Origin of the sequence: Comamonas testosteroni (assembly GCF_014076415.1) — a bacterium.
GTDB classification, from domain to species: Bacteria; Pseudomonadota; Gammaproteobacteria; order Burkholderiales; family Burkholderiaceae_C; genus Comamonas; species Comamonas testosteroni_F.
Map to the genome: position 1 here is coordinate 3,620,144 of NZ_CP043568.1, position 25,590 is coordinate 3,645,733.

At 52.6% G+C, this 25,590-nt stretch carries 21 protein-coding genes, 1 tRNA gene and 2 pseudogenes; 13 read left to right on the forward strand and 11 right to left on the reverse strand.

Features of this window, described 5'->3' with window-relative positions; genetic code table 11:
* The first annotated feature begins 10 nt into the window (after positions 1–10).
* Positions 11–469 (forward strand): regulatory protein GemA, encoded by a 459-nt coding sequence (locus tag F0P97_RS16640; RefSeq protein ID WP_182283181.1) that lies wholly within the window; start codon positions 11–13, stop codon positions 467–469.
* A complete protein-coding gene (locus F0P97_RS16645; protein ID WP_232537966.1) occupies positions 466–882 on the forward strand; it encodes a Mor transcription activator family protein in 417 nt (138 codons plus the stop codon). Before F0P97_RS16640 ends, F0P97_RS16645 begins: the two co-directional genes overlap by 4 nt.
* Positions 883–1,005: 123 nt before the next feature.
* On the opposite strand, the gene F0P97_RS16650 is transcribed toward F0P97_RS16645, so the two are convergent.
* The 3 genes from F0P97_RS16650 to F0P97_RS16660 form a co-directional block, all read right to left on the reverse strand.
* On the reverse strand, positions 1,006–2,862 hold the full coding sequence (locus F0P97_RS16650; RefSeq protein WP_182283182.1) for a UvrD-helicase domain-containing protein: 1,857 nt from the start codon (positions 2,860–2,862) through the stop codon (positions 1,006–1,008).
* Positions 2,862–4,874 carry an ATP-dependent nuclease gene (locus F0P97_RS16655; protein WP_232537967.1) on the reverse strand — a complete coding sequence of 671 codons (2,013 nt, stop codon included), beginning with the start codon at positions 4,872–4,874 and terminating at the stop codon, positions 2,862–2,864. Before F0P97_RS16655 ends, F0P97_RS16650 begins: the two co-directional genes overlap by 1 nt.
* Positions 4,875–5,866: 992 nt before the next feature.
* Positions 5,867–6,154 carry a hypothetical protein gene (locus tag F0P97_RS16660; RefSeq protein WP_182283184.1) on the reverse strand — a complete coding sequence of 96 codons (288 nt, stop codon included), beginning with the start codon at positions 6,152–6,154 and terminating at the stop codon, positions 5,867–5,869.
* A gap of 1,227 nt (positions 6,155–7,381) precedes the next feature.
* On the opposite strand from F0P97_RS16660, the gene F0P97_RS16665 reads away from it, so the two are divergent.
* Complete coding sequence (locus F0P97_RS16665) at positions 7,382–7,561, forward strand: hypothetical protein (protein WP_182283185.1); 180 nt, start codon at positions 7,382–7,384, stop codon at positions 7,559–7,561.
* A gap of 483 nt (positions 7,562–8,044) precedes the next feature.
* Positions 8,045–8,212: a hypothetical protein gene (locus tag F0P97_RS16670; protein WP_182283186.1), complete on the forward strand. Its 168-nt coding sequence runs from the start codon at positions 8,045–8,047 to the stop codon at positions 8,210–8,212.
* A gap of 180 nt (positions 8,213–8,392) precedes the next feature.
* Here F0P97_RS16670 and F0P97_RS16675 read toward each other — a convergent pair whose 3' ends face one another.
* Positions 8,393–8,875: a GNAT family N-acetyltransferase gene (locus tag F0P97_RS16675; RefSeq protein WP_182283187.1), complete on the reverse strand. Its 483-nt coding sequence runs from the start codon at positions 8,873–8,875 to the stop codon at positions 8,393–8,395.
* A 373-nt stretch (positions 8,876–9,248) separates the two neighbouring features.
* Here F0P97_RS16675 and F0P97_RS16680 point away from each other — a divergent pair, with 373 nt between their 5' ends.
* Positions 9,249–9,542 carry an H-NS histone family protein gene (locus F0P97_RS16680; RefSeq protein ID WP_182283188.1) on the forward strand — a complete coding sequence of 98 codons (294 nt, stop codon included), beginning with the start codon at positions 9,249–9,251 and terminating at the stop codon, positions 9,540–9,542.
* 50 nt (positions 9,543–9,592) lie between these two features.
* On the opposite strand, the pseudogene F0P97_RS27700 reads toward F0P97_RS16680, so the two are convergent.
* Positions 9,593–10,196 (reverse strand): annotated as a pseudogene (locus F0P97_RS27700) (DNA adenine methylase); the annotation flags it as partial.
* Here F0P97_RS27700 and F0P97_RS16690 point away from each other — a divergent pair.
* From F0P97_RS16690 to F0P97_RS16700, 3 genes and pseudogenes are all read left to right on the forward strand, one after another.
* Positions 10,196–10,838, forward strand: a pseudogene (locus tag F0P97_RS16690) (IS5 family transposase); the annotation flags it as partial. The pseudogenes F0P97_RS27700 and F0P97_RS16690 overlap by 1 nt on opposite strands.
* A gap of 1,027 nt (positions 10,839–11,865) precedes the next feature.
* Positions 11,866–15,153, forward strand: a complete 3,288-nt coding sequence (locus F0P97_RS16695; protein ID WP_232537968.1) for an EAL domain-containing protein — start codon at positions 11,866–11,868, stop codon at positions 15,151–15,153.
* A 617-nt stretch (positions 15,154–15,770) separates the two neighbouring features.
* Positions 15,771–16,340, forward strand: coding sequence for an SMI1/KNR4 family protein (locus tag F0P97_RS16700; RefSeq protein WP_182283190.1), 570 nt, complete (start codon positions 15,771–15,773; stop codon positions 16,338–16,340).
* An 853-nt stretch (positions 16,341–17,193) separates the two neighbouring features.
* Here the strand turns inward: F0P97_RS16700 and F0P97_RS16705 are convergent.
* Both F0P97_RS16705 and xseA read right to left on the reverse strand, forming a co-directional pair.
* On the reverse strand, positions 17,194–17,781 hold the full coding sequence (locus F0P97_RS16705; protein ID WP_003054032.1) for a superoxide dismutase: 588 nt from the start codon (positions 17,779–17,781) through the stop codon (positions 17,194–17,196).
* Positions 17,782–18,097: 316 nt separating this feature from the next.
* On the reverse strand, positions 18,098–19,444 hold the full coding sequence (gene xseA / locus F0P97_RS16710) for an exodeoxyribonuclease VII large subunit (protein WP_182283191.1): 1,347 nt from the start codon (positions 19,442–19,444) through the stop codon (positions 18,098–18,100).
* A 441-nt stretch (positions 19,445–19,885) separates the two neighbouring features.
* On the opposite strand from xseA, the gene F0P97_RS16715 reads away from it, so the two are divergent.
* Positions 19,886–20,518, forward strand: coding sequence for a MotA/TolQ/ExbB proton channel family protein (locus F0P97_RS16715; protein ID WP_087082458.1), 633 nt, complete (start codon positions 19,886–19,888; stop codon positions 20,516–20,518).
* 19 nt (positions 20,519–20,537) lie between these two features.
* On the forward strand, positions 20,538–20,969 hold the full coding sequence (locus F0P97_RS16720; RefSeq protein ID WP_087082456.1) for an ExbD/TolR family protein: 432 nt from the start codon (positions 20,538–20,540) through the stop codon (positions 20,967–20,969).
* Between the two features lie 71 nt (positions 20,970–21,040).
* Here F0P97_RS16720 and F0P97_RS16725 read toward each other — a convergent pair whose 3' ends face one another.
* Positions 21,041–21,961, reverse strand: a complete 921-nt coding sequence (locus tag F0P97_RS16725; protein ID WP_182283192.1) for a Dyp-type peroxidase — start codon at positions 21,959–21,961, stop codon at positions 21,041–21,043.
* 174 nt (positions 21,962–22,135) lie between these two features.
* Here F0P97_RS16725 and F0P97_RS16730 point away from each other — a divergent pair.
* Positions 22,136–22,212: transfer RNA gene (locus F0P97_RS16730), tRNA-Val, on the forward strand.
* Positions 22,213–22,357: 145 nt separating this feature from the next.
* On the opposite strand, the gene F0P97_RS16735 is transcribed toward F0P97_RS16730, so the two are convergent.
* The gene (locus F0P97_RS16735) at positions 22,358–22,807 is read right to left on the reverse strand and encodes an SRPBCC family protein (protein WP_087082452.1); all 450 of its coding nucleotides are present in this window, start codon (positions 22,805–22,807) and stop codon (positions 22,358–22,360) included.
* 186 nt (positions 22,808–22,993) lie between these two features.
* On the opposite strand from F0P97_RS16735, the gene F0P97_RS16740 reads away from it, so the two are divergent.
* A complete protein-coding gene (locus F0P97_RS16740; protein WP_182283193.1) occupies positions 22,994–23,410 on the forward strand; it encodes a hypothetical protein in 417 nt (138 codons plus the stop codon).
* A 206-nt stretch (positions 23,411–23,616) separates the two neighbouring features.
* Positions 23,617–24,459 carry a CHAD domain-containing protein gene (locus tag F0P97_RS16745; RefSeq protein WP_182283194.1) on the forward strand — a complete coding sequence of 281 codons (843 nt, stop codon included), beginning with the start codon at positions 23,617–23,619 and terminating at the stop codon, positions 24,457–24,459.
* Between the two features lie 21 nt (positions 24,460–24,480).
* On the opposite strand, the gene dkgB is transcribed toward F0P97_RS16745, so the two are convergent.
* A complete protein-coding gene (dkgB, locus tag F0P97_RS16750; RefSeq protein WP_182283195.1) occupies positions 24,481–25,287 on the reverse strand; it encodes a 2,5-didehydrogluconate reductase DkgB in 807 nt (268 codons plus the stop codon).
* Between the two features lie 110 nt (positions 25,288–25,397).
* On the reverse strand, positions 25,398–25,553 hold the full coding sequence (locus tag F0P97_RS16755) for a hypothetical protein (RefSeq protein WP_182283196.1): 156 nt from the start codon (positions 25,551–25,553) through the stop codon (positions 25,398–25,400).
* Positions 25,554–25,590: the final 37 nt, after the last annotated feature.

The window sequence follows — 25,590 nt, forward strand, 5'->3', positions numbered from 1 at the left end:
AGGAGGCGAAATGACCCGCTTTGTCGCTCGCACCTCGCCTTTTGCTGCAAAAGATCAGCGCCGCCGTGAGCTTGGCCGCATCCATCAGGGACGCACGGCCCTTGGCTGGACGGAGGATGACTACCGCTTCCACTTGGTCGAAATCACGGGGGTGGACAGTTCTGCGGATCTGGACGCAGCGGGTCGTGCCAAGGTACTGGCTCACATGGCCAAGCTGGGCTTCCGGCCCAAGTCCAGCAACTTCAAACCCTTTGGTCAGCCCGAGAAGATCAAGTGGCTCTGGAAAAAGCTCGGTGAAGCAGGCGGTCTGCGCGACGGCAGTCCCACCGCCCTGCTCGCCTTCGTGGGCCGAACCGTTGGCGCTGAGGTGTCGCATGTGAAGTTTCTGCCAACCGCCCAGGCCAGCACAGTCATTGAGGCGCTGAAGTCCATGCTGGACCGGGCCAAGCGTCAGGCACAGGTGAAATGAACCAGACTTTCACCGTTCCCATCGACTTACTGCCGCCGCTGCTGCAAGAGTTTGAGCGCCTGGTGGGTCTGCAGGCCACCATGGCGCTGGTTCAGAAATGGGGTGGACTGCGGGTGTACTTTCCAACGCCAGAGCGTGTCACTGAAGATCACCCCTATGCCGCAGTCATTGGCATCGCAGCGCTTTTAAAGCTGGCAGAGGAATATGGAGGCCTACCTCATTTTCAGCTGCCGAAAGCGGAAAGAGCGCTCCAGGCTGTGCGCAATGCACGGATTGCGTCTGAGTATGCGACCAACAAGACTGCACGAGAGATCGCGTCAGAACATGGTCTTACGGAAGGTCAAGTCGTTAGGATTGTCGCAATGCTTGGCGTGTCCGCCCCCACTGAAAGGCGGCAGCGCAACCTGTTCTAACTCGTCCCACAATTGAAAGCGCCCAATTTTTCCTAAAGTTGGGCGCTTTTTATGAAGCACGGCAAAAAACAGATTCAAGAGAAAATACTTAATAGTCGGCTTGACTAAAAATCTGGAACGAATTTAACTGAATTCTTTAAACTCAACTCCAGAATCCACAAGCATCTCAATAAATTTTTCAACATTATTGTGGCCTCGAGAATCTAAAGTTAGAGAGAATCTAACTTTTTCTCTAGCCCTTGAGAGAGCCACAAAGAAAACATTAACATCATCATGATTATTCCAGAAGGAATCATCATTAAACTCTGTGAATATAACCATATTGTACTCTAGACCTTTTGACTTATGAATGGTCATGAGCTTTACAGAACCGCGACCTTCAAGGTTATCTATAAGCTCCCTCCAACTCATTGTGCCGGTGCTGCACTCATCGAGGAAGGAAGATACTGCATTTATGATTGAATCAAGATATTCGCTATTCTGATATTCCTTATAGCTTCGCCCTAGTTTTTCACGACGTTCAACCGTAAAAACAGTATCCATCAGAGATGGAAAGCTTACGGTTGTCGGCAACTGCTCTTTTGTTAAGAACGATAACTCAGCGACCAAACTTTGCACCAACTGAAGACTTCTTGCAGTACCTCTGTCCGTTGCAAGATCAAGGCCCTCTATATCTGCAAGTATATCCCGGCATACACGAAACGGGTTTCCACTACGAACCCCATGCACCATTTTTAAAATCGAAGCTAAGAATTCGAAAATCTTCTCTTTAACCAGATCCTGAATGCTGGATGGACCTAGCAATCTTGCATCATTTCGTAATCGCAACCCTTCCCCGGCAAAATAAGGAGCGAGTCGGCGTTCAACCTCGTCCGCTCTTATTCGCGTCAAAATCACAAAATCATGAGCACCTAAACTAGGGTCATCCAGCAAGGACTGCCTTACAAACCTTGCAAGACCTTCCCCCTCTGCCGCTCGCGTTGGAAATACCCAGCCCTCTAATGCATCATTGGGAGCTTCTGCTTCAGAGCGTGAGCTTTCTGTGCGAATGAAATCACTGGAAGGAGCTATAAGCCTAGATAGATTATTGATAACCTCAACAATCTTAGAGTTAGAGCGAAAATTAAAAAGAAGTGTTCTATTCTCAGCTATAAAATCACCAGCAAATTTATTGAATATATCTGGCAAAGCGCCAGCCCACCCCATAATAGCCTGATTAGTATCACCGACTGCTGTAACAACAGTGTTTGACCCCTTAAAAATACAACTTATCAAATCATATTGTAAGCCAGACACATCTTGAAATTCATCAAGAAAAACATGAGAATAGGTACTCGAAATTGCATTTTTTATAATTTCATGCGTACGAATAATATGTGCCGCCAACACCATAATCATATCGAAGGTAAGTACAGAGGGAGAACTTTCAATACAATAGCTCCACCAAATTTCTCTATTCTTATCAATTGAGCTAATATTATTCGTATGAATGCCTGGCAATTTCTTTCCAAGATCCGTGAGATCTGATAAATTTAATTTTCCAATATCAGGATAATCATTTTTATATCTATCTTGGAATCTAGCCAAATCCACTTTGCTGGGAAAAAATATTTTGTAGTTTGATAATGGTCTAAGTTTTATTTCCAATGCTTCTCGAAATTGATCAAGAGTCCGCTTTGCAAAAGCGTGCAGTGTAAGTGACTCGAAACGCTTTGCCACCTCATGCTCAGAGCGCAGCTGAACACGATCTAGAAGATTACGGGCCGCATCGACCTTAAAGGTAATAGCCAAGATTCTTTTTGGTGGGGTGCAAAGCCGGGTACTTAACAAAAACACAGCGCGCTGTGCAAGAAGCTCCGTTTTACCAGCACCAGGCCCGGCCAGAACAGACATTGAGGTAGTTGACTTAACTACTTCCAACGCCGCGCCTTCTATAGATATTCCTGGCGTTGACTTCCAATTCTCGGGACTGATCAACATCACAAGGCCCCTTTCGATGCCGTATCAGCAATCAATTCATTAGCCCTATCAATCAAAGCTCTCAATGGCTCTGGACAGTCCTTCTTTAAAATTTCCTGATCAAGCTCCCCAAAGGCAATAAGATGTGATCCAGGCTTAGAAGATGATTTAAAAAAATATTTATATTTATATAGTTCTTCATCGGAAAAATTGTGCCCAACCACATTAAGCTCAGTATTTCCCTGACCTTGGTTGCCAAAAACCGTTTTTTTCAATTCTATTGGATCCACTTTATTTACATCATAGGCTTTATCTGGCTTATAAGCATTAGGAAATGCCTTGATCATCATCATATCGAGATCAACAGGTGAAGAATAAAAAATTCCATTCTCTCTCAGCCAATTTACCCAAAGATCAAAATTCGTTTTATCCAAAATATCATTCTTAGGCAAATCCTCAGCTACAGCATCCTCGAGCGTCGGAGGTGCTGGTGGTGAATCAACCTCAAGCTTAGGGATATATTCTCGGCCTATGGCAGTTAACCAAGTTACAGCATTCGCTATACGCCCCATACCACCGCCATAACGGCCAAAATCTAAGTCCAAAAGAGTTAGATGTGGAATAGAAAGGCCCTTCAGAAGTCGCCACAAATGCTGTGCGTGCCTACCGCCGATAGAAACGTATGCAATAAAAGACGGATCAAGACTAGTACCCAATGCCTCTGCCATCTTTGGGATAACAATACGTTCAGTATCCCCTTCACCAATAATCACAAGCTTAGCGAAGTAGATCTCAGGGTTAGCCAAAATTACCTGCTGAATAAACTTATCCTCTTCCGTTTTCTCCAACGGAAGTGGTATTTCAAGCGCATTGGAACGCAACGTGGATGAACAATTTCGAAAATACTGAACGTGTCGTGGATTAACTCTAGATAAGATACTCGTTGCATGACTGGTGACGATAGACTGCGCGGACCCGCTAGCGTTCAAAGTGTCAAGTAAACTCATTAGCCGCGGCAAATAGAACGGCGAAAGATGATTTTCCGGCTCTTCCAACGCGAAAATCGTAAGAGGAGGATAAGAGAAGTCAGCAGGTTTGAATCCCTTAAGCGGCTTCGGTAGAGACTTTTGCATCTCCCACATAAGATTATGCAAGGTAGCCGAAAGAGCGAAATAAAGCAAAGATGTTTGCCCCTCACTTAACTCACTAAGCTGCCTCATACCACCACCAGGTGATTTATCAAATTTAAGAGTTAACTCTCTAATGAGCTTTTCAAACTCCACCGCTAAGACGCTTATTTTTGGAGTTGCGTCATAGTGCCCATCATGTAATGCGGCCCAAAAACCATTCAGCCTCGCCGTTACTTCTGTGATTGCATCGGTGGCGTTGAGGTTCTTCTCAAGGTCTTGTGCAAACTTTAAAGAAGTTGCCTTGGTCGCCTCCGTCCAATCAGCGGACCACTCCAAGCGCTGAAGCACATTTTTTAATGCATACTGACTAACACTGCGTGAATCACGGTGCGCGGGAATGTAGACAATTTCAGCGTATTGATTTATTTTACCTCGAAGCGGTGTTTTACGCTCATCTTCTGCCCCAAATGGAACAGGCTCTGTTGTATTGACGGAGTAAATCTTAACATCGATATTGTCTTCAATTGATTCAGATGGCTCATAGAGCCCCTCTAAGACAATTCGGACTTTTAATGACTTATCGGCTGAATTGAAGAACAAATCCGTAAATACTGCAGATACAGCGGAGGTAGTGTCAAAGCCGAACACTGCATCGATGACGATCTCACGTTTTCCCAAGCTTATAGCGTCTTCGCCAGGCCCAAAGTGAACGTCCGAACGCCTCAACTGACGCCCTTCAGCCAAGGGCGAGAAAAGCCGCTTCAACGCCTCTAATGCAGCAGTCTTCCCGGCGCCATTGTTTCCAACGAAAGCATTGGTACCGGCTTTAAATTTAAGAAGAACAGGAATGTCCCCGAAACAACGAAAATTCCGAATAGTTAAGCTCTCAAGATGCACTGTCACCCCTCCACGTAAAGATTTGTTAAAATTATCCTATATTTGTTGAAATTTTCCATAAAAATAAATGAGTTCTTTTAAATTATTTAAAATTTGTTAATTGACAAATTTAGGCTTTCCACTTTGCAAATTATTCTCTATCTGGAATCATCTAATTCAATACTATGAGATCGGTAGATTCTTATCTTTGAGAGATTACTTTATTGCTTCCAATATCAGAATAGCTAAGCCTCCCGTCAACTGCAGCCCTCATTTTTAGAGCTAGTCCTTTCTGCAAGGAAAAATAACTTATCCGTAACAACCCGATATATTTTGATTTTTTTCCCTGCTCTAAGAAAGATACTCTTATCTCTAGAAGGTCTAAGCGCTGAGCACCTATAAAAGCAGAGAATTTCACTTCCGAGCACCGAGAGATGAGAAGCACTTTGAACTCATCCCGATCCTAGTATCTATATGATTTATTGGAACTTTCTTGCAAAGAAGCTGCAAAGCTTCCAACCTCGTGGCTTCGCACCTTAGGAACAACATGAAATCTCGCCATGGATACATGAACTTCGCTCTAACATAGAGTATCTCTAGAAGAATCAAGTCTAACGACTTGTGCAGTATTCGATCATTCTTACCGTTTTACGCGATTGAGCAGCTCATTCGGTGCCAAAGCCACGTCAACGCGTCGAACGCCATAAATCACTCGCCAACCCGCATCAACATTGAAGGCTTGAAACTTTTCTACGAACATCTTCGGAGCCAAAACAGTCACTCCCCCACATTAGAGAGTTGCGTTGCGCGGCCTTTGGCACAAATTTGCGCGATCTTTGGCACAAAGTAGCACAGGCTTTGGCACCAAGGCTGACAACTTGGCAAGCGTTCAGCGGCCCGTATGTGTTGTTTTGTCGCCAACGGCCAGATCCAACTCTGGCGATGGATGTATCGGCCAGTAGCCTTTTCAGGCTACAGGAGCGGCAGGAAGCGCCCCAAAGAAGACTCTGGGCAGAACATCACGCGCTTCGTCGGAGCGAAACTTGTCCGCCGATGCTCTCAAGGGCGTTACACATCCCATACGCATAACAGTCATCGGCAAGGTACACCTCAAAGATTTCCCGGGCTGCAATCTTCTTCACCACGTTCTTCGCTTCTGCGTGGGACATGGGAGTGCTCAGTTGTAGCGATCGCATGAACAGTTTTTCCACGTAGCCTCCCATGCCGGGAAACCATGCAGCGGTTTCATCCCACCCAAGGACTGCCAACGTGCATGAATTTGAATGTACTTTTTTGAAAGTAGTCATTTGGAAGCCTGGTTGCAACTGATCCGCGAATGTCACTGAGCGACCCAGAGCTGACCTTTATTGAAACAGCGAAAACAGAGCGTAGATTGCCGTCAGAAACCAAGTGACTCTCTTCGCTGCGGCCGCGCTCTCGGACGTAATTGGGACCAGTTCCACATGCATCCACATTGCGACGTTAATGAGCACCGTGAGCACAACCACGGCCGCTAGCCCGACAGCCATTGGGATGTTAAGCAGAGCAGCAACAATAGAGAGCCCAGCGACTGAGAGAAGCGTTCCCACCCAGATGCCATTTGATGTGCTGGATAGGGCGGCACCGCACTGCTCACATTTTGCTGGCCACCCTCGGGTTGACCATCGCTTTGCCATTTCCGAAATGCCCCTTGCTTGGCAAGTGGGACAAAGCGTTTTCATCATGTTGAACGTCCGTTTCTGGCCGACCTGCAACTGTCGCAACACGACCCAAAGCACCCCAATGAGTCCAAAATCAAGTGCCGCTTAAATGCTGGAAGAAGTTAAGTCCTAGGCAGAGGAATATCCCTCACCCGATCAAACAAACAATTCGATTCAGGAGCATTTGTTTGGCGCAGGTTGCTCCTGCACAGGTTCAATCAAGCAACGGCCAAAAACCCTTGAGCGCTTAACCAAGATCAACTGCTGCTGCGTTATGTCTGACCTTCCTTGCATCTCACAAAAGTCTACCTCCCCACCGGAGCAAGGTAGTCCGTAGTGAACCTTCACTGAGCCACTCAACATTGGTTCCTGAAAATTGGAAGACGCGTATATCTGCTCTGGCGGTAATAAAAAATCAGCTCCTAGGAGCAATGCAACGATGAGCAACAGTGTCCGTGCCGATTTTCTAAGTGCCTTGCAGGTACTTGCCATGGTCTCACGGATTGGCTTTCCAGAAGATATCTGCAAGTAAACAAGAGCTATGCAGAGAAGCACGCCCGCAAGGGTAAGCATGGACTCAAGGGCATCCACAACTAGCAATGAAGATTTGTTCAATGTTGTGCTTCCGGCGTATCTCCGCATTTGAGTAGCACATGAGCTTGAAGTCAAATATTGCGAAGTCCGCTCTTGGCCGAAAGCGACAGTAGCAAATGACCTTAAGTCGACCGACTCAGAATTTGGACTTGCTGAACTCGTTCAGAGGCCTCTGAAGCCCACGACTCCCTTTGTCCAGACGACTTTCCCGTCAGCGTCTACCTGCCAGAAAACAAGGGCATGGGTGCTGTACGCGAGAGAGCTTTTGTGCTTTTGGCTGAAGGAGGCATGGCGGATAAGCGGTTCAGTATCACAGGAGCCATGAAAGCTAAAGCCTTGCGCCAAAAGAAATTTGGTCAGAGCGTCTTCGGTCGACCCTGGAGGAAACGCTTCGAGCAGGCGTTGATTGAGTTCTGGTGAAATGGCTAGTTTTCGAGTACTCGAAGCTTCTTCTGTCTTAGGTGCAGGGCAAGCGGAAGAGTAACCCTCGCCTGCACTCACCCCATGAAGAATGGCGGGAAGCTCCTCGTTTGCATCGGAACAGGCAGACACAATAAATGCACCTGCCAAGAGTAAAAGAGACCGAAGGCTCCTGGATAACGTCACGGTTAGGAAGCTAGAAGTCAATTTGCACGCATTCATTAGATTGCATAGCCGTTTGTCGTTGAATTCTCGGCGCCCCTAATACTGTGGACTAGAAAATATTTCCACAACACCGGGTGGAAGGGGCCCACTAACCCAACTCCGAAAGACAACTCATGGCCGATCTAAGGCTGTCGCAGACCGTCCCATAGGCAACAGGCAATATTATGAAAGTAACGATAAAATTTTGATCCGAAATTAATTTTTTCACTAAATTTATACGACCTCTTTTATTTTATAAAGGAAGAGATAGCAAATACAATGACAATTAAATACAAATTCGCAAAAGATATAACAAGAGCAACAGATCCTTTTGTTTTATTCTTTAAGCATCGTCTCAATCCAACAATAAAAGGCTCCGAAGAATCTAAATGTTTACTCATAGAGAAAAATATTGGAACAGAAATAATTGAAGAAAAAATAAAATAACAAATTAAATAGAACTCTGTGTCATCTGACATGTCGGTATCTCTCCTCTAAACACTCCCTGCGACTGGCATAAACACTATGACATATCGGGCTAGGTATGTCTGCTTCTGGCCGTCAGCAGCCCGTCACAAGGGCTGCAATCGACAAACGGCGGCTCACCCCAAGCCATTACCAACTTTCCTAGCTCTCGGAATTACCGGGGGCGTAGAGGCGAAAGCGTAGAAAGCGAACGCCATCGACATCAAACTCGCCATCCTCCTTAAATCCTAGCCTAAAAATCCCTCTAATTCTCTTTCTCGAAGGAGGCAGCAGAATGGTGATGGAAGTCAAGCCGATGCTTGTGAAAGCGAGATTGATAATTTCCTGATAGATGGTTTTGCCACTTCCCCAATATTTTGGATGCAGCACCAAGGCCAAGTCTGCGTCACCTGCTTCATGCTGCAGCCCTCCCCAGCCGGCAAATTCCTGATCTACAAAAAATGCCCATGGACCGTACCCATATTTGGCCCATTGAGCGTCTTTGTTTTCAACCCAATCCTTAGCTTTAACCTCATCGAAATCGGCCCTGCCTAACGGCATTTGGCGTAGCACTTCGGGATTGTTGTTGAGCGCAATGATTTCGGCCAAACCGACTTCGGTAAGACGCTTGAATTCCAGAGTCATGTCTTGACTTTATCTGGATTTGAGTGAATGGTGAAGTACATACATCAGAGGCTATAGCTCAGCCCGCTGACGTCCTCCAGTTGCTCCCTTCAAGCGCACCAACAACCTCTTTCGGAAAAACGTCCTCGGACTTCGTCCTTTTGGAAAGACCTCGCTCATGCGAGCTGACAAGCTTTAGTGCCAGCTTGACTGTACGGCTTCCCCAACTTTTTTCATCGGCTCGATGCTTTTCTGAATTAATACGCATCAAGTTGAGCCACAATGGATGCGTTCACTTTCAATTGAAGTTGAACTAAATGCATAAGCGATGTATCTCATGTATGAGTGCACCAATTTAGTGCTTGCACAAATATTTACAGAGGATATAGTTTTAATGAGCACAAATTCCTACAAAGAATTATTGGCACAACGCGAAGCTCTTGAGCAGCAGATTGCAGCCGCCCGAAAGGCTGAAGTCGCAGGCGCGGTGCAAGAAATCAGAAGCTTGATTGATGCTTTCGGTCTGACGCAGGATGATGTCTTCCCTCCCGCCAAGCAAAAACAAAAGCGCGAGACTGGCTCCGTTGCCCCTAAATACCGCGACCCAGCCACAGGCCAGACTTGGTCCGGTCGAGGAAAGCCTCCTAACTGGATCAAGGATCAAGACCGCTCCAAGTTCGAAATCTAAAAGTGGCCCTAGCGGCCACTTTTTTATTTCTTGGATTCGCTGCCGCTTCCTCAGAACAGCCCCGCAGGCTCCTCGCTCCTGGCCCAGCTGTAGATCACCAACTCGCCACACTCCACACGGTTCGCCCTCCTTCAACCGTGTAGTCCAGTTTCAAAGACTCCATCTCTAAGTCTTTAAAGCACTCCCGAATGGCAGGATGGTCATTGATACTGATGACCGCCTTGCCTTTGATTTCCTTGAGCTTCTTGGCCATCAGCTCGTACTGATCCCACTCAAACGGCACGCCATAGACCTCGGTCTCCCAATAGGGAGGATCAAGGTAGAAAAGCGTGTACGTCCTGTCGTATCTGTCAATGCATTGCGCCCAATCGAGCTGCTCGATGTAGGTTCCACCCGCCATTCGTAGATGGGCAGCCGACAGGTTCTCCTCGATCCGCAGCAGATTGATAGCCGGAGCCGTAGTGGCCGTACCAAAGGTCTGGTCTGCTACTTTCCCGCCAAAGCTCTGCTGCTGTAGGTAAAAGAACCGGGCGGCGCGGTGAATGTCTGTCAAGGTTTCGGGCCTGGTCTCTTGCAGCCATTTAAGACCTGCCTGCTGGTCAAGGCCCACTTGAACTGTCTCACAAACTCTTCCAGATGGTGGGTCAATACACGTCTACCGTCGCCAGAGCAGCTTGCAAGTCCATGTTCCGTACCGATCCAGTCAGACGGGGCTGCATTTGCTCGTGGACTCCACAGGCATCAAGTTTTTGGGCGAAGGCGAATGGAAATGCAAAAACGCACGGCCCTGCGCGCCGTCGTCAGTGGCGCAACCTGCACATCGGCATTGATGCACAGACACTGCAAATGCGTGCAATTTGCGTGACCAGCAACGAGGTAGTCGATGCGACCGTTGTAGCGGATCTTCTGGTCTAAATTCCTCACCACAAGGGCATCCGGAGTCTTACTGGCGATGCTGCGCATGACACTCAGACTGCCCACGAAGCAGCCATTCAAAGAGGTGCCATTCCCGTCATCCCTCCGAGAAAGAATGCCCGGGTTCGCAAAGGCGATGCCTTTGTGTACCGCAATACGGCTGCCGCCGCATGCCGGCGTTTGGGTCGAAGGATATGGAAAGTGTGGAGCGATTAGCACCGACCAAGCTTGGTGGAGACGAAAATGAACTGCATCAAACGACTGGGCGAACGGGTGATGTCCAGAACCTTTGAACGGCAAGTCAATGGACTGCATATACGCTCAGCCATCCTCAATCGGTTCACTGAACTAGGGCGTCCGCAGACGGTGGCCGTGGCATAGCTGTGTCTGGGGTCAGGGGCCAAGGCTGCAGTGCTGACCGGCAAACACAACCTCGACCCTATCTCACAATGGGTGATGGCCTTGAGGCAGCACAGTGGCTGGCAAAAAACCGCCGTGGCTTTTTGGCCAGCAAAAAATGGACGCATCCTGTGGGCGCTCATGACACAGGAGCGTACCTACGAAGCAGCCCGTATCAGCGAAGGTCCCAGGCCACCCGTCTTTGCCATTGCCTGAGACAGGCACTTCAACATGCCAGACTGAAATCCAAGATGCAATGAACAGGTCTGACCAGCAGCAGGCAAGCTCGGTTGTTGCATTGTGAGTCGCAATACGTCACGAGATTTGACTGGAGCCCTGCTGCGCGGTTTGTTTCTTGGGGCGCACACATAGTGCCTAACCCCATCTGTAGATGTGCAGTCTGTTCCTCGTTTCAATCACCTGGATCGTCCTGGCAGACAGGTCCGCCAAAGGTTAATGATCAGCGCTTGCATTGACGGGAAGTCCCTGTAGTGCAACAACGCCCTCAAGAATTGAAAAGAAAAGCGAGCTCTTGTTGAGATCTTCACCGTAGAAATTTGCAGCCACTTGAATCCAGCCTCTGTGTAATGCGTCTTGATCGCATCAAAAGCACTGAGAAAGAACGCTATTTATCTGCTGACTACTGAATATCACATTGCTCTGCCGAACTAGCAGACGAACGTTTCAAGACCAACCGACACACAGAATTTCGCAAATTTCGACTCCTCCGCAATGTGAACCAATGACAACAAATGAAACAAATCGCATACTGTTTGTATATTTGAGCTTGTATCTCTCAGTTTGCATGTTGATGGACCCTGCACACTCCTCCTATCTGGAGTGTCTGTATCCCTTGCATGGATGGTGATTTCAGCCTAGGCCCGCGGCAAGTGAAAATGGCTTGTGCCGGCCTGCATCTAGCGTAGGAGCGCGTTCTATGGTGCGGAGGTCTAGTTTCGAGTCTAAGGTTGTCACAGCATTTGGAACAGCCGCACTGGTAGTGATCGCGATGGCACTATCGACGTGGGAAGTTGCAAATGATGCAGCCAAAGCCGCCCAAATGGTGACACATGCACACCAGTTGCTCAACAATATTGATCGCGTCAGAGGCTATTCTCTCCAATCTGAACTAACCACTCAAAATTTCCGCCTGACAGGTAATGCAGAGCATATTGCCGAGCGAAATGCAGCGATGGCTGAACGAGAGCTTTCGCTGGAAAAAATACGCCAACTAACGATCGATAATCCAGATCAACAACGTCGCTGGACAGAGCTGCGTAAAGTCATTGACCAGCGCATGGAAGCTGCACGCCAAATTGAAAAATTGCGCAATACCCAAGGTCAGAAGGCTGCAAATGCATTTGCTGCCACAACTACGCTTGCATCCACGCGCTTGCGCACCTATGAGTTGCTCAGCGAGATGGATACCGAGGCACGCCTGCGACTAGCTCTGGAGGAGGCCGAGCACGCGCAAGCGCGTCATAAGCTGGTGATGGCGGGAACATTGGTCGCTGTGGCACTTATCTTGCTGTTGGGCTCCTCCTATCTTCTGATAAGACGTCAATTGCGCGAAACAGAAGCCAGTCAGCGTGCTCTGGCTGACAATGAAGAAAGCCTTGTGACCACCTTGCACTCGATCGGCGATGCAGTACTCGCAACAGACACTGAAGGGCGGATCACCCGCATGAATTCAGTGGCCGAACAGCTCACAGGCTGGAGTATTAATGAAGCTCAAGGCCGTTCTATCGAGGAAGTATTCAATATCGTTCATGAGCAGACGCGCGAGCCTGCTCACATTCCTGTAGCAACGGTGCTAGCCACCGGGGAAGTGCAAGTACTGGCCGATTACACCTCAATCATTGCCAGAGATGGTACCGAACGTCCAATCTCTGATAGTGCCGCCCCCATCCGCGATTCCAAAGGCCAACTACGAGGTGCTGTGCTAGTCTTTAGGGACGTTACTCTGGAGCGAAAGGCACAACGGATCATCCGTGAGCAAAATGCGTCACTTGAAGCTGACGTGCACCAACGCACTTTGCAATGGCATGAGATTCAAAGCCATTTGCACAACGTCATCAGCGCCGTTCCGGCGCTGATTGCCTACGTTAATGCGCAACAGCACTACGAGTACGTCAACACTCAGTACCGGGAGTGCTTTGCACCTGACCGCGAAGACATCACGGGTGAATCGGTAAGAAAAATCCTCGGAGAGGAACGCTATGCTGTCGCCAATGATTTGATCGGCAAGGTCCTCGCAGGAGAGCCGCAAACATATGATTGGCAGCCCTTTCCAGGAGTTTGGCAGACTATTCAGCATGTTCCCAAACACCAAGCCGATGGAACGGTTGCTGGCTATTACGTATTGGGCACAGATATTACTGAGCGCAAGCACTATGAAGAACGTATCCAGACGCTCAATGGTGAACTTGAACAACGAGTGCATGAGTTAGAGCACATTGGCCGCGGACTGCGAACCTTGAGCGCCGGTAATCGCACCATGCTACGTGCCAGCGAGGAACAGAGTCTGCTTGAGAACATGTGCCGAGCCATCGTGGCTGCAGGAGGCTATGGCATGGCTGCCGTCTGGTATTCGGGTGACGAGCCAGATCAACCACTACGTCCGATGGCCGAGTGCAATTATCCAGGCGGTATCGAAGCACTTCGCAGTCTAGGACTCATGGCAGCCGATACGGAGCTAGGCCAAAGTCTGACATCCAGCGCAATTCGCAGCGGCAAGGTTCAATTTGTCCGAGACATGCGCGTAGATTCCAACCATGTTCGATGGAGAGACAAGCTTGGTGAACTGAAATCAGGTTTATCTTGCCCTTTATTGGTTGAGGGCGAAGTCATTGGTGCACTATCCATTTATGACACCGAAACAGACGCGTTCGGCGAAGATGAAATCGCATTGCTGACTGAGTCAGCGGACGATCTAGCCTTTGGTATTTCCATTCTGCGTACACGCTCTGAACAACTACGTGTACAAGCAGAGATGAATCATATGCTGCGCCATGACCCCTTGACTGGACTACCCAATTCGATTGAATTCAGGGAAGTTCTGACTGCGAAAATTGAGGGCAGTTCTTCGCATCCAGAACCAATCGCGGCTTTGCAATTCAATATTGAGCGCCTCCGAGAAATCAACGAGGTGCTGGGTTTCTCTAATGGGGACCAGATTCTTAGAGACTTCGGAGAGCGCCTAAGGCAAAGCATTCCTGATTCTGCACATATTGCGCGTTTACGTGGAGACGAATTCGCAGTATTGGCGCCCACTCTGGATAGAGGTTCTGCCGTAGCCTTGGCCGAAGAATTGGAAAAAACCATCTCCCGCCCTTTCCCGATCGCAGATATTGAATTGGATGTCAGCGCAAGAGCTGGCATAGCTTTGTTTCCCGAACACGGCACAACTGCCGATGAACTATTGCGTCAAATGGGAAAGGCCACCTATCAAGCCAAGGCCCGCGGATTGAGCCAGTGCGTATTTGATCCGTCGCATCAGAAAAATCAAGCGGGACGCTTGACCATGGCAGGGGAGCTTCGGCGAGCCATTGCAGGCAACCAGCTGCGACTATTTTTACAGCCAAAGGTTGATTTTTCCTCCGGGCAAATCTGTGGAGCAGAGGCCTTGGTACGCTGGATGCATCCGCTTAAAGGACTAATTCCTCCCGGATTGTTTATCGACTTGGCTGAGCAAACAGGTTTGATCAAGCCTTTGACGGAATGGGTCATTGTCGCAGCCCTTGATCTGCTGCAGGGCTGGCAGGCAAAAGGTTGTGCTGTTCCTATTGCAATCAATCTCTCCGCGCGAAACTTCAAAGATGAACAGCTTTTCGCCAAGTATCGCCAATGGCATTCAGAGCGCTCTGTGTCAACCGGACTATTGGAAATCGAGATTACGGAAAGTACCGTAATGGAGCATGCTGAATACGCTCTACGAGCACTGAGTGAGATGAGCGATGCAGGGATTCCTCTTTATGTGGATGATTTTGGAACAGGGTACTCCTCATTGAGCTATCTACAAAAACTACCAGTAGATTACATCAAGATCGACAAATCATTCGTTTCTGCAATGCATCGCGACCGGGATTCCGCCACGATTGTGCGCTCCACCATTGATCTCATACATGATCTCGGACGCAAGACAGTTGCCGAAGGTGTGGAGACCAAAGAGCACTGGGACCTGCTCAAGGATCTCGGCTGTGATATTGCACAAGGGTACTACATCGCTAAACCTATGCCTTCCAGCGATTTCCAGCAATGGGCCAAAGATTTCAAAAAAATGTCAATTACAGGATAGCTCATTTTTTTCGGGATAACCAATTACATCGAAATCACGCATCTAGCAACAGAAAAAAAATAGACTCACAAATAGCATAGATACGCCTGAAACTTCATGCCGAAAAATTCTATGGCGACAGCGGACAACTAATTCCTATCGCGATTCAAATAATTCGACGGCTACAAGCCTTATTCCGTTACCCTTGCACTTCGCACCTTCAGAGCTGAATATATTCTCACATCCGACCTCATACGAGATTGGAAACACTTGAATTCATAAGCGCCAGGCATCTATTTGATTTAAATGACATTCAAAGATCGGATGCAGACCTTATACTACCCTGCCTCAGATTGAATTCCAAGCACACAAGAAGCGTTTCAAATGCGCACCACGCAACAAAGCAAGTATGCCAGTGGCACTATGCTGATCGCTATCGTCTATGGATTCAACTGGTGAATGCAACACAATGCATGCCTCTGGCGGAGGGAGTGCTGGCATGAAGCAAAGACCGCGGATTTACTACACTGAAAATCCAAAGAGCCGCACTTTGTACCCAAGCAGTCATTTCCCAACACCCGCTGCCAGTCCGACCTAGTTGTCCAATTCACTTACCTCGGACTACTACGCCTGCCACCATGACACCTGATCAATATCTTGCGCATTTGCATGCTGTGTATGCTGCATTCCAGCTACGCTTTCACCCCTTGCCTCCGGCCAGCGAACAGGATCTGGCCGCTTTGGCCGCCGCGCTGGGGCCTCTGGACACCGATCTTGCCGCATTCTGGCGCCTGACTGCAGGCAGCAGCACCGACAGCACCCAGCCCCTGTTTCAGCGGCCAGGCTATGTGGATGCACTGGACCTTCTCACGCCAACACAGGCCATGGCCCAGGCACTCCGCATGGAAAAACGGGCCCAGCGCATGTGGGATCTGGCCGGCCCCGCGTCCCAGGATCCACGCCTGAGCGGGCGCTGGTGGCACGCCGGCTGGCAGCCGTTTGCCAGCTTCTATGGCGACATCGTGCTAATGGCCGATCATCATCCCGGCCCTGAAGGACAACGCGGCCAGATCATTGCCTATGTGCACGACCCCGACCAGATCTACTGGATTGCCCCCAGCTTCTCAGCCTATCTTCAAGCGTCCGCCGACTCGATTGACGATGACAGGGAAGAGTTTTTGAATGGGCCACTGGACGAGCAGGAATAAGCGGAGCTCTGAGCTACTCCCCGGCCTGAAGGCAATAACTGGACAGCGTGGCCGAGTCCATGAAGGCCTCTTCAATGTAAACGCGGCGGGCCAGCTCCTGCTCGGCCTCCCATCACCATCAGCGGCAGCAGATGCTCCTCCAGCGGATGGGCCATACGCGCGCCGCGGACCCGATCCCAATTGGCCAACCAATCGAATCGTCAAACAGCTTGGAAGGCGCCCGCCCCACGGGGCCGAAGCTAGGCATATTGTGATAAATGGACGTGGTCGTGCCTCGCTGGTCGTCAGCCCGCACCCCCTCTCCAGCCTGCGCCAGCAACTGCTGCACCCTGCCTGCCAGCTCAGACGAGCCAGGCGCACGGTAATGCAGGCTATAGGTGTGCGGCAGAAAGCCTCTGTAGTCATACATGCCAGGATGGGCAGCACTCTGCCCGGTGAAAACCGGCACCTCCCAGTGGGCGGACATCGCAATACGGCCCTGGGCCTGCGCACCAGTTGGCGCGGAATATTGCGTAAACCCTCTGCCATCAGCGCATGCCAGCCGTGCATCTCGGGCACCCGGGGCCAGGGGCCGGCGCCATGACAGAGAAAGTACACGGGCATGCGAGCACCTGCCTCTACTAGCCCGGAAACCGCCTGGGTGCTCAGGCTTTCACACTCCTCCATGCCAGTCTCTCCCAAGCATCAATAGGCCCTCAAAAAACATAGATGCATGCGCTTTCCCTATCAAAACTGGAGACCTAAAAATTTTCATTCTTGACAGACAGGCATAAAAAAACCTCCTTGCGGAGGTTTTTTGCCAACGATCAGGTCCGAGCCCTACAGCCGCAGACCCGATGCCGTGTTGCCGTGATCAGGCAGCGAAGTTGGCTTCGGCGAACTTCCAGTTCACCAGCTTTTCCAGGAAGGTTTCGACAAACTTGGGACGCAGGTTGCGGTAGTCGATGTAGTAGGCGTGCTCCCACACGTCCACGGTCAGCAGCGCCTTGTCAGCGGTGGTCAGAGGGGTGCCGGCAGCACCCATGTTGACGATGTCCACGGAACCGTCGGCCTTCTTCACCAGCCAGGTCCAGCCCGAACCGAAATTGCCGGCAGCGGAAGCAACAAAAGCCTTCTTGAACTCGGCGTAGGAGCCCCACTTCTTGTTGATGGCATCAGCCAGAGCGCCTGTAGGCTCTGCTCCGCCGTTGGGGGTCATGCAGTTCCAGAAGAAGGTGTGGTTCCAGATCTGGGCAGCGTTGTTGTAGATGCCGCCGGAAGACTTCTTGACGACTTCTTCCAGATCCATGTTTTCGAATTCGGTGCCCTTTTGCAGGTTGTTCAGGTTCACCACATAGGCGTTATGGTGCTTGCCATGGTGGAATTCTAGGGTTTCCTGGCTGTAACCGAACGGAGCCAGTGCATCGATAGCGTATGGCAGGGGGGGCAGAGTGCGTTCCATGATGGTTTTCCTCGTGGTTGAAATTTTTGGGGGCCGTCCAGTGCCAAGGCGCCTGAGCGGTGACCGCTGTGCCGACGGGCACATTGCTGTACTACAGACGTCAAGTATTGCACTAACCGAACCATTGTAGAAAGAACTGAGTGGCTACGCGCCACTCATCAGGACTATTGCTCACGCTGCCAAAAGCATGCGCTCACGGCTTACCGCGCATGAATACTGGCCCCTTTTGCATTGCCTGCGCGGATTGCAAAAGAGTTCTGATGAAGAACCCGGTTAGCGTGCGGGTGTTTTGCGGCCAGCTTGTGGCCGGCGAGCATCAAAGCAGACGCGGCTGAGTGACCACCACATCCACCGCCCCGTCCGACAACTGAGCCTTCAGCGCCGCTCCCGGCACGGCCTGCCTGACCTGGGTCACAGCCCTTCCCTGCTCATCCGTCAGCAAGGCATAGCCGCGCTGCAGAACCAGGCGCGGGTCCAGCAGCTGCAAGCGCAGGTCGATACGATCAAGCGTTTGCTTTTGCTGCTCCAGATTGCGCTGGAAGATATTAGAAAAACTGACCTGTAGCGCTTGCTGGCTCTGCGCAAGCCGCTGTAGTTTTAATAGCATGGCATGACGCAGACGCTGCACCTGCCGGCTGAGTTGCAGCTGGTTGCGCGCCAGCTGCTCGCTGGGCCGACCCAGGCGCTGGGCCGCGATATCCAGGCGTTGGGCCTGGCGATCCAGCGCACGCTGCACGGCATTGTCCAGACGGTCCTGCATCAGACCCAGAGTCCCCAGCCAGACCTCGCGCGGCTGGGCTACCAGCTCGGCTGCCGCCGTGGGCGTAGGCGCGCGCAGGTCGGCGCAGAAATCGGCAATGGTGAAGTCGGTTTCGTGACCCACGCCGCTGATTAGCGGCACCGGGCTTTGCACAATGGTGCGCGCCAGTTGCTCGTCGTTGAAGGCCCACAGGTCTTCCAGCGAGCCGCCACCGCGCACCAGCAAGATGATGTCAATCACCGGCTGCCGCGCGGAATCAACACGCAAGTCGCCGCTGGCCTCTTGCCCCTCTTGCGCCAGGCGATACAGTTTTGATAGCGCCTGCACAAGCGACTGCGGTGCCTGGGACCCCTGTACCAGGGCCGGAACAATTACCACCGGAATATGCGGCACGCGGCGGCGCAACGCCGTCACCACATCGTGCAAGGCTGCCGCCCCCAGGGAAGTGACTAGGCCAATACCGCGCGGCAAAGGCGGCAGCGGCCTCTTGCGCGCAGGGTCGAACAGTCCTTCGGACTCCAACTGGGCCTTGAGGCGCAGAAACTGCTCGAACAAGGCCCCCTGCCCGGCTCGCTGCATGCTCTCCACCACCAGTTGCAGATCGCCACGCTGCTCGTAGACGCCTAGGCGCCCTCTGACTTCGACCAGCTCGCCATCACGCGGCAAGAAACCTACCTGCTCAGCCGCACGACGAAACATGGCGCAGCGAATCTGCCCGCTCGCGTCCTTGAGGTTGAAATAGCAATGCCCGCTGGCAGCACGCGAAAAGCCGCTGAGCTCGCCGCGCACCGCCACCGGATTGAAGCGCGCCTGCAAGGCATCGCCAATGGCGTGGCATAGCGCGCCAACTTCCCACACATGCGGCGTGGCTGCTGGGTTTGGACGTTCAAACAGTGAATTCATGCGGTGTCAGCGAGGTCTTACGCGGGCCGGATTCTCCACAGATGTCGGCGTCCAGCCCTGTCGGCGACAAAGCCAGAAAAATCCTAAACAGCACATGAAGAACATCACCCATCTTATTGATTTAAAACAACTTATAAGGCTTCACACAGGTGTCAAACTCGTAACAAGCCTTTAGAGCGAAGCAGATGACTGCCCGGCATAGCAACTAGATCACAAAGTTATCCACAGATTTCTGTGCTATACGCGAAAGCATTCGCAAAGAATCGCAAGCTCTTTGTGATTGCTCTGTCGCTCCAAGCTCCGTGCACTTCAAGCGCTGCCGCACGATCTTGCTGCGCTGACTCAAGTCAGCTGCATGAGGCCTGTAAAAACGGGTCGCAACGGCACGGCAGTGGGTCATAATCGTCGGCTGCAATTTCTGTACGACGAGGGAGAGCAACGTTGCTGTCGATCATACAAGCCGCAGGATGGCCTATCTGGCCTTTGATTGCCTGCTCGATTTTGGCCCTGGCCCTGATTTTTGAGCGCTTTGCCTCGCTGAAAGCCAGCAAGGTCGCGCCGACCAATCTGCTCAATGAAGCGATTTCGGTCTCCACCAAGCACCTGCCCAGCGCTGAAACCACCCAGCAACTGGCCCAAAGCTCGGTATTGGGTGAGGTTCTTGCCACTGGTCTGCGTACCCGCCAGGCACATCCCGAAAGCAGCGAGGAAGAGCTGCGCTCGGCCATGGAAGGCGCGGGCCGCGCCGCCGCCCACAAGCTGGAAAAGTATTTGAGCGCCCTGGCCACCATTGCCTCGGCCGCTCCGTTGCTGGGCCTGTTGGGCACGGTGATCGGCATGATCGAGATTTTCGGCTCCCAGCCCGGAGCCAGCTCCGGCGCCGGCAACCCCGCCCAGCTCGCCCATGGCATCTCGATTGCGCTCTACAACACGGCATTCGGCCTGATGGTGGCCATTCCTTCGCTGATCTTCTGGCGCTATTTCCGCGCCCGTGTGGACGGCTATCTGCTGGGCATGGAACTGGCGTCCGAGCAGTTCGTGCGCCACCTGGGTCGCCTCAAGCCGGCCAAGTAAGAAGCGGAACACATCCACCATGAACTTCCGTCCTCGTCACCGCGATGAGCCAGAGATCAATCTGATCGCCTTCATCGATGTGCTGCTGGTGGTGCTGATCTTTTTGATGCTCTCCACCACTTACAGCAAGTTCACCGAACTGCAGCTGACCCTGCCCGTGGCCGACACCGAGCAGCAACGCGACCGCCCCAAGGAAATCATCGTCGGCGTCTCCGCTGACGGCCGCTACTCCGTCAACAAGCAGGGCGTGGATGACCGCAGCGTCTCCTCTGTTGCTGCCGCCCTGTCCGGCGCGGCAACAGCGGGCAGTGACAGCGTGGTCATCATCAGCGCCGATGCCAACTCCCCGCACCAGTCAGTGGTGACCGTCATGGAAGCGGCCCGCCACGCAGGACTGTCGCAAATCACGTTTGCCACCCAGACCTCGGCCAGCGCAGGCAAGGCCAACTAGGAACTCGCTATCCCTCTTTTGGTGATGACACCACATGAAAAACGGGCCATCTGGCCCGTTTTTCTTTGTCCTCAGGCCTGGAGACCCAGCACCGTCAGATCCAGCTTGCCGCTGGAAACCGGCGGGCACCAGAAATAGCAGCCCGTCAGCGGCCTGGAAAAGCGGAACAGTCCATCGCTGATGCCGTCATCCATGCCCAGCATGCGGCGCATCTGAGCCTCGAAAGCGTCGAAGCTGCAACCAAAGGCGGAGAACATCAAGCCGCTGCGATCACGGCCCTGCGGGCTGACGCTCCACCAGGGCATGGAGCGTCGCACCACAAAGGCTTCCGGCTCAAAGCTCTCCTGCGCCGTGCGCTTGACATGGGCCGACTCAGGGGCATCGTCCAGCTCCTCGTTGTCGCTGCGGCGACGCCCCACGGCATGGTCCTGCTCCGTGGTGCTCATGCTGCCAAAGGCCGAGTAGTCATGCTCCCACTGCTGCAAGGCCCAGTAACTGCAGCCGTCCAGACCAGCTCCCAGTTCTGCCGCAATGCCGGCAACCACGGCCTCATCGTCCTCGGGGTTCTCGGTGCCGTCTTCATAACCGGTCAGATCACGGCCATGACCGTTGTCCGAGCGCTGGTGCACAAAGGCATCCACGATGTGATCAAGCTTGAAAACCGGTGCCAGCAAGTTGGTCAGCTTGGCCGTCAGGGCGATCAGCTCACCACGTTGATCGCCGCGCAGCCACAGGCACAGCGCATAAGGTGTGCTGGGTGCTTCGAACTGCGGTCCCTTTAGGTGCGGGAACTCGCGCATCAGCGGCAGTTTCTTGTCCAGTTGCTGCAGCACCTGCAGTCCCAGACCCGCCACTACCTGCTGACCGTCAACACTGGTCTGCAATTTCTTCAGACTGTTCTGCAAATCTGCACCTGCACCGGCCAGGGTGAAAAAAACATAGCGCCCCTGTTCAGGAAGAGACGCCAGAATGCCTGCTTGTGCTTTTGTCATGGGGTTGCCGATTCAATTGATGGAAAACACATCAAAGTTTAGTAGCGAATCAGCAGCTCCCAGCCAAGCCTTGACTGGGTTGCAGAATGAGAAAAATAGGGCTCGAACGCAAAAAAGTCGCGACTTTGCCCAAACCACCATTTTTCCGCTGCTAGAATTCATCCCATCGACGACAGGCGCGTAGCTCAGCTGGTTAGAGCACCACCTTGACATGGTGGGGGTCGTTGGTTCGAGTCCAATCGCGCCTACCAAACATCGCAAGCAAAACCAGAGCTTGCAAGCAAGACAGCCCGCTGCAAAGCGGGCTTTTTTGTTTTGCACCTCTCTTGGATCGCCGACGCATGGATCACGCCATGCATTGACCTCGGGCCGTCAATGTCGCGCTCTGTGCCGTTTTCACGCTCCGTCAGGGATGGTCGGCTCCACCAGGAGGGCAAGCAGCTGCAGCGACTCCTGCCAACCCAGATAGCAGGCCTGCTCGGGAATCATGTCGGGAACACCCTCCTGCACCACATGCAGCTCGGTGCCACAAAACACGGCTTTCAAGGTCACGGTGGTGATCATTTCACCCGGCAGATTCGGGTCCTCGAAGCGATCGGTATGGCGTATGCGCTGGCCCGGCACCAACTCCAGAAACTCGCCGCCAAAGCTGTTTTGACTGTTGGCGGAAAAATTGATGAAGCTCATGCGGTAGCGGCCGCCCACGCGTGCGTCAAATTCATGCACCTGCGCCGCGAAACCATGAGGCGGCAACCACTTGACCATGGCTTCTGGGGTCGTGAAGGCCCGATAGACGCGTTCGGGCGGAGCTTTGATCACACGGTGCAGTCGAATGGTCTGTGGCATGCGAGACTCCTGAGGTAGAGGCCGCAAGCTTAGCCCTCATCACAATGACTGGCTACCAGCTTCTCGAGGATGCGCACATCAACTGCTGCGTCGAAACAAGCACCACTACAGCAAACTCCATTGACCAGTCCTCGACATTCACAGAACCCGATGAAGGATTCGCCGACTTTAGGCAGATGGCTGTCCATGGCGCGCGATGACGAGATCGTCATCGACGCCGCCGACATCAACCACGAGGCATCGTCCAATCTGTGGTGCTTTTCTCCGTGCGATGACGAGTCCCAGGGGCTCAGTGCTGCAGCTCTTGTCGATTTCATCAACCAGGTCATGACAGCCAGGCGAGAGAAGTTGAGCGGAAATTCATCCATGCTTTTCTATTGCTGGCATGACGCACAGACGAGGCAGCTACGCTTCAGTCTTGTCTCCAGCACACATGGCCGGCTACCTTTCGGCTGTGCCATAGACCCCTCTTCAGAGCTCGCCGTCGTCGCAGGACATATCGTCAGGAAGGACTGGCTCAATGCCGACTGGGGCAAGACTGGGCCGAACGGCCCTGGTGCAGAAGCAGCCTTGAGCCTGCCCGTGTTCGTTGCCAATCTGTAGCAGCCAAGCCCGGCCTTCAGACTCATCACAGCCCAAGCCAGTCACCCACCTGAACGCTCCCGCCGCAATTCAGAAGCTGCCCACGGACATAGGGCAGGGAACATGGCACACTGTGACAAACAGCAGCGAGAGCAATGCGGACTGGAGCATCGCGTTGCCAGTCGCAAGCTTGTCTCAGCCTCATGAAAACCGCCCCGGGAGTTCGTATGGGCAAAGGCAAACCAGACGCCTCAGTGGCGTTTTCAGCTATCGCATCCCCGCTTGTCGACTCGGCAGTCGAACAGGCCCGGCGCATAGCCCGAGAGCCCGCTGCCGAGGGGATTCATCAATTGCGCGTTGCGCTGCGCAACCTGCTGACGCTATGGTGGCTCTACCGACCCCTGATGGGCGCCGAGGAGTATGCACGGCAGCGCGGCTGCCTGAAATCGATTGCCGGCGCAGCAGGCAAGGCCCGCGATTACGACATTCTGATCGAGCTGCTGGGCCGTCATGACAAATGCAGTGCAGCCGACATTGCCGCAATATACGTCGCTCGCGAGGCAGCCTTGCAGGCTGGCAGAGAAATCCTGTCACCTCCGCATATACAGACATGCCTGCTGAAAACTCTGACACAAACCGAGGCAAGCTTGCGCGCCAAGCCTCGCCAGCTGCGCTTGGGAGCAATTGCCGAGGCACGGATCGCAAAGTCCAGGCGGCAGTTGCACCAACGCATCAAGCGGGCGATAACAGCGAACAAGCCAGATATCGAAGCATTTCACGATGTCAGAAAAGCTGGCAAGAAGACTCGTTATCTTCTTGAGCTGTTCGGACCTCTGCTGCCCAAAGATCACCACCGTCTGCTCAAACGCCTCAAGAAAATCCAGCAACCTCTCGGAGAGCTGAATGATCTTGCCGCCAGCGAGAGCCTGCTACGCCAGAACCTGCGCCTGATCTCCACACCGGATCAAGCGAAAAAGCTAGAACGCTGGCTCAAGAGAAAACGCAAACGTCGCCAGAGTACTCTGGCCTGCTCGCTGCGGCAGGATTGGCAGCCCAAGCGGCCTGGCTAAGGGCCTGATACGGCACCACTATCAGTCCCACACAGGAGCCAGGCCATCGGGGCTGACTTCTCGTCCGTTGCGCTCCAGCGCGGCGATCAGCGCCATGTCTTCGGCATCCAGCCTGAGGTCGCGCGCCAGAAGGTTGCTGGTCAGGTTCTCGCGCTTGGTGGACGACGGAATCACCGCATAGCCTAGCTGCAGCGCCCAGGCCAGGGCTACCTGCGCCACCGTGGCGTTGTGCCTGGCCGCGATCTGCGCCAGCACCGGGTCATTGAGCACCTTGCCATAGGCCAGGGTCATGTACGAAGTGACCTGAATGCCCTGCTCCTTGAGGAAGGCCGTCAGCTTGCCGCCTTGCAGATAGGGGCTCAGCTCGATCTGGTTGGTGGCAATCTCGCCCCGGCCTACGGCCGCGATGGCCTGGCGTGTCAGCTCGATATTGAAGTTGGAAATGCCGATCTGGCGAGTCAAGCCCCGGGCCTTGGCCTCGGCCAGCGCTTCCATGTATTCGGACAGCTCCACGCCGTTGCCGGGTGCGGGCCAGTGGATCAGGGTCAGATCCACATAGTCGGTGCGCAGCCTCTTGAGGCTGTCCTGCAGGCTGGGGATCAGCCTGGCACGGCTGTAGTTGTCGGTCCAGATCTTGGTGGTCACAAACAGATCGCTGCGCGCCACACCGCTGTCGGCGATGGCCTGGCCGACTTCGGCTTCGTTACCGTAGATCTGGGCCGTATCGACAGCGCGGTAACCCACATCGAGTGCGTTGCGCACGGAATCGATTACGACCTGGCCGTTGAGGCGGAAAGTGCCGACGCCGAAGGAAGGAATATGGCTCATGAAATCACTCCTGGATGAGATTGAGGACTGCAGCCCGTCCGGAGCTTGCATGTCTGCTGTCCGCACCGACTTTCCCGATGCCTGAAGTTTGCCGCGTTCATATTCGCGGATTAAGCCTTGTATTTCACAAATACTCTTGAAACCAAATCAAATATAAAACCAGAATCTTGCACCGGCAGCCGCCAATTTTCCTGATCTGCGACCACCGCACACGCCATGCCCCCCTGCAGAACGCTGATCTGCGCGCCACCGGCAATCACTGGCATTAGCTCCACAGGGATGCATCCGGCAATACGCCGGTGA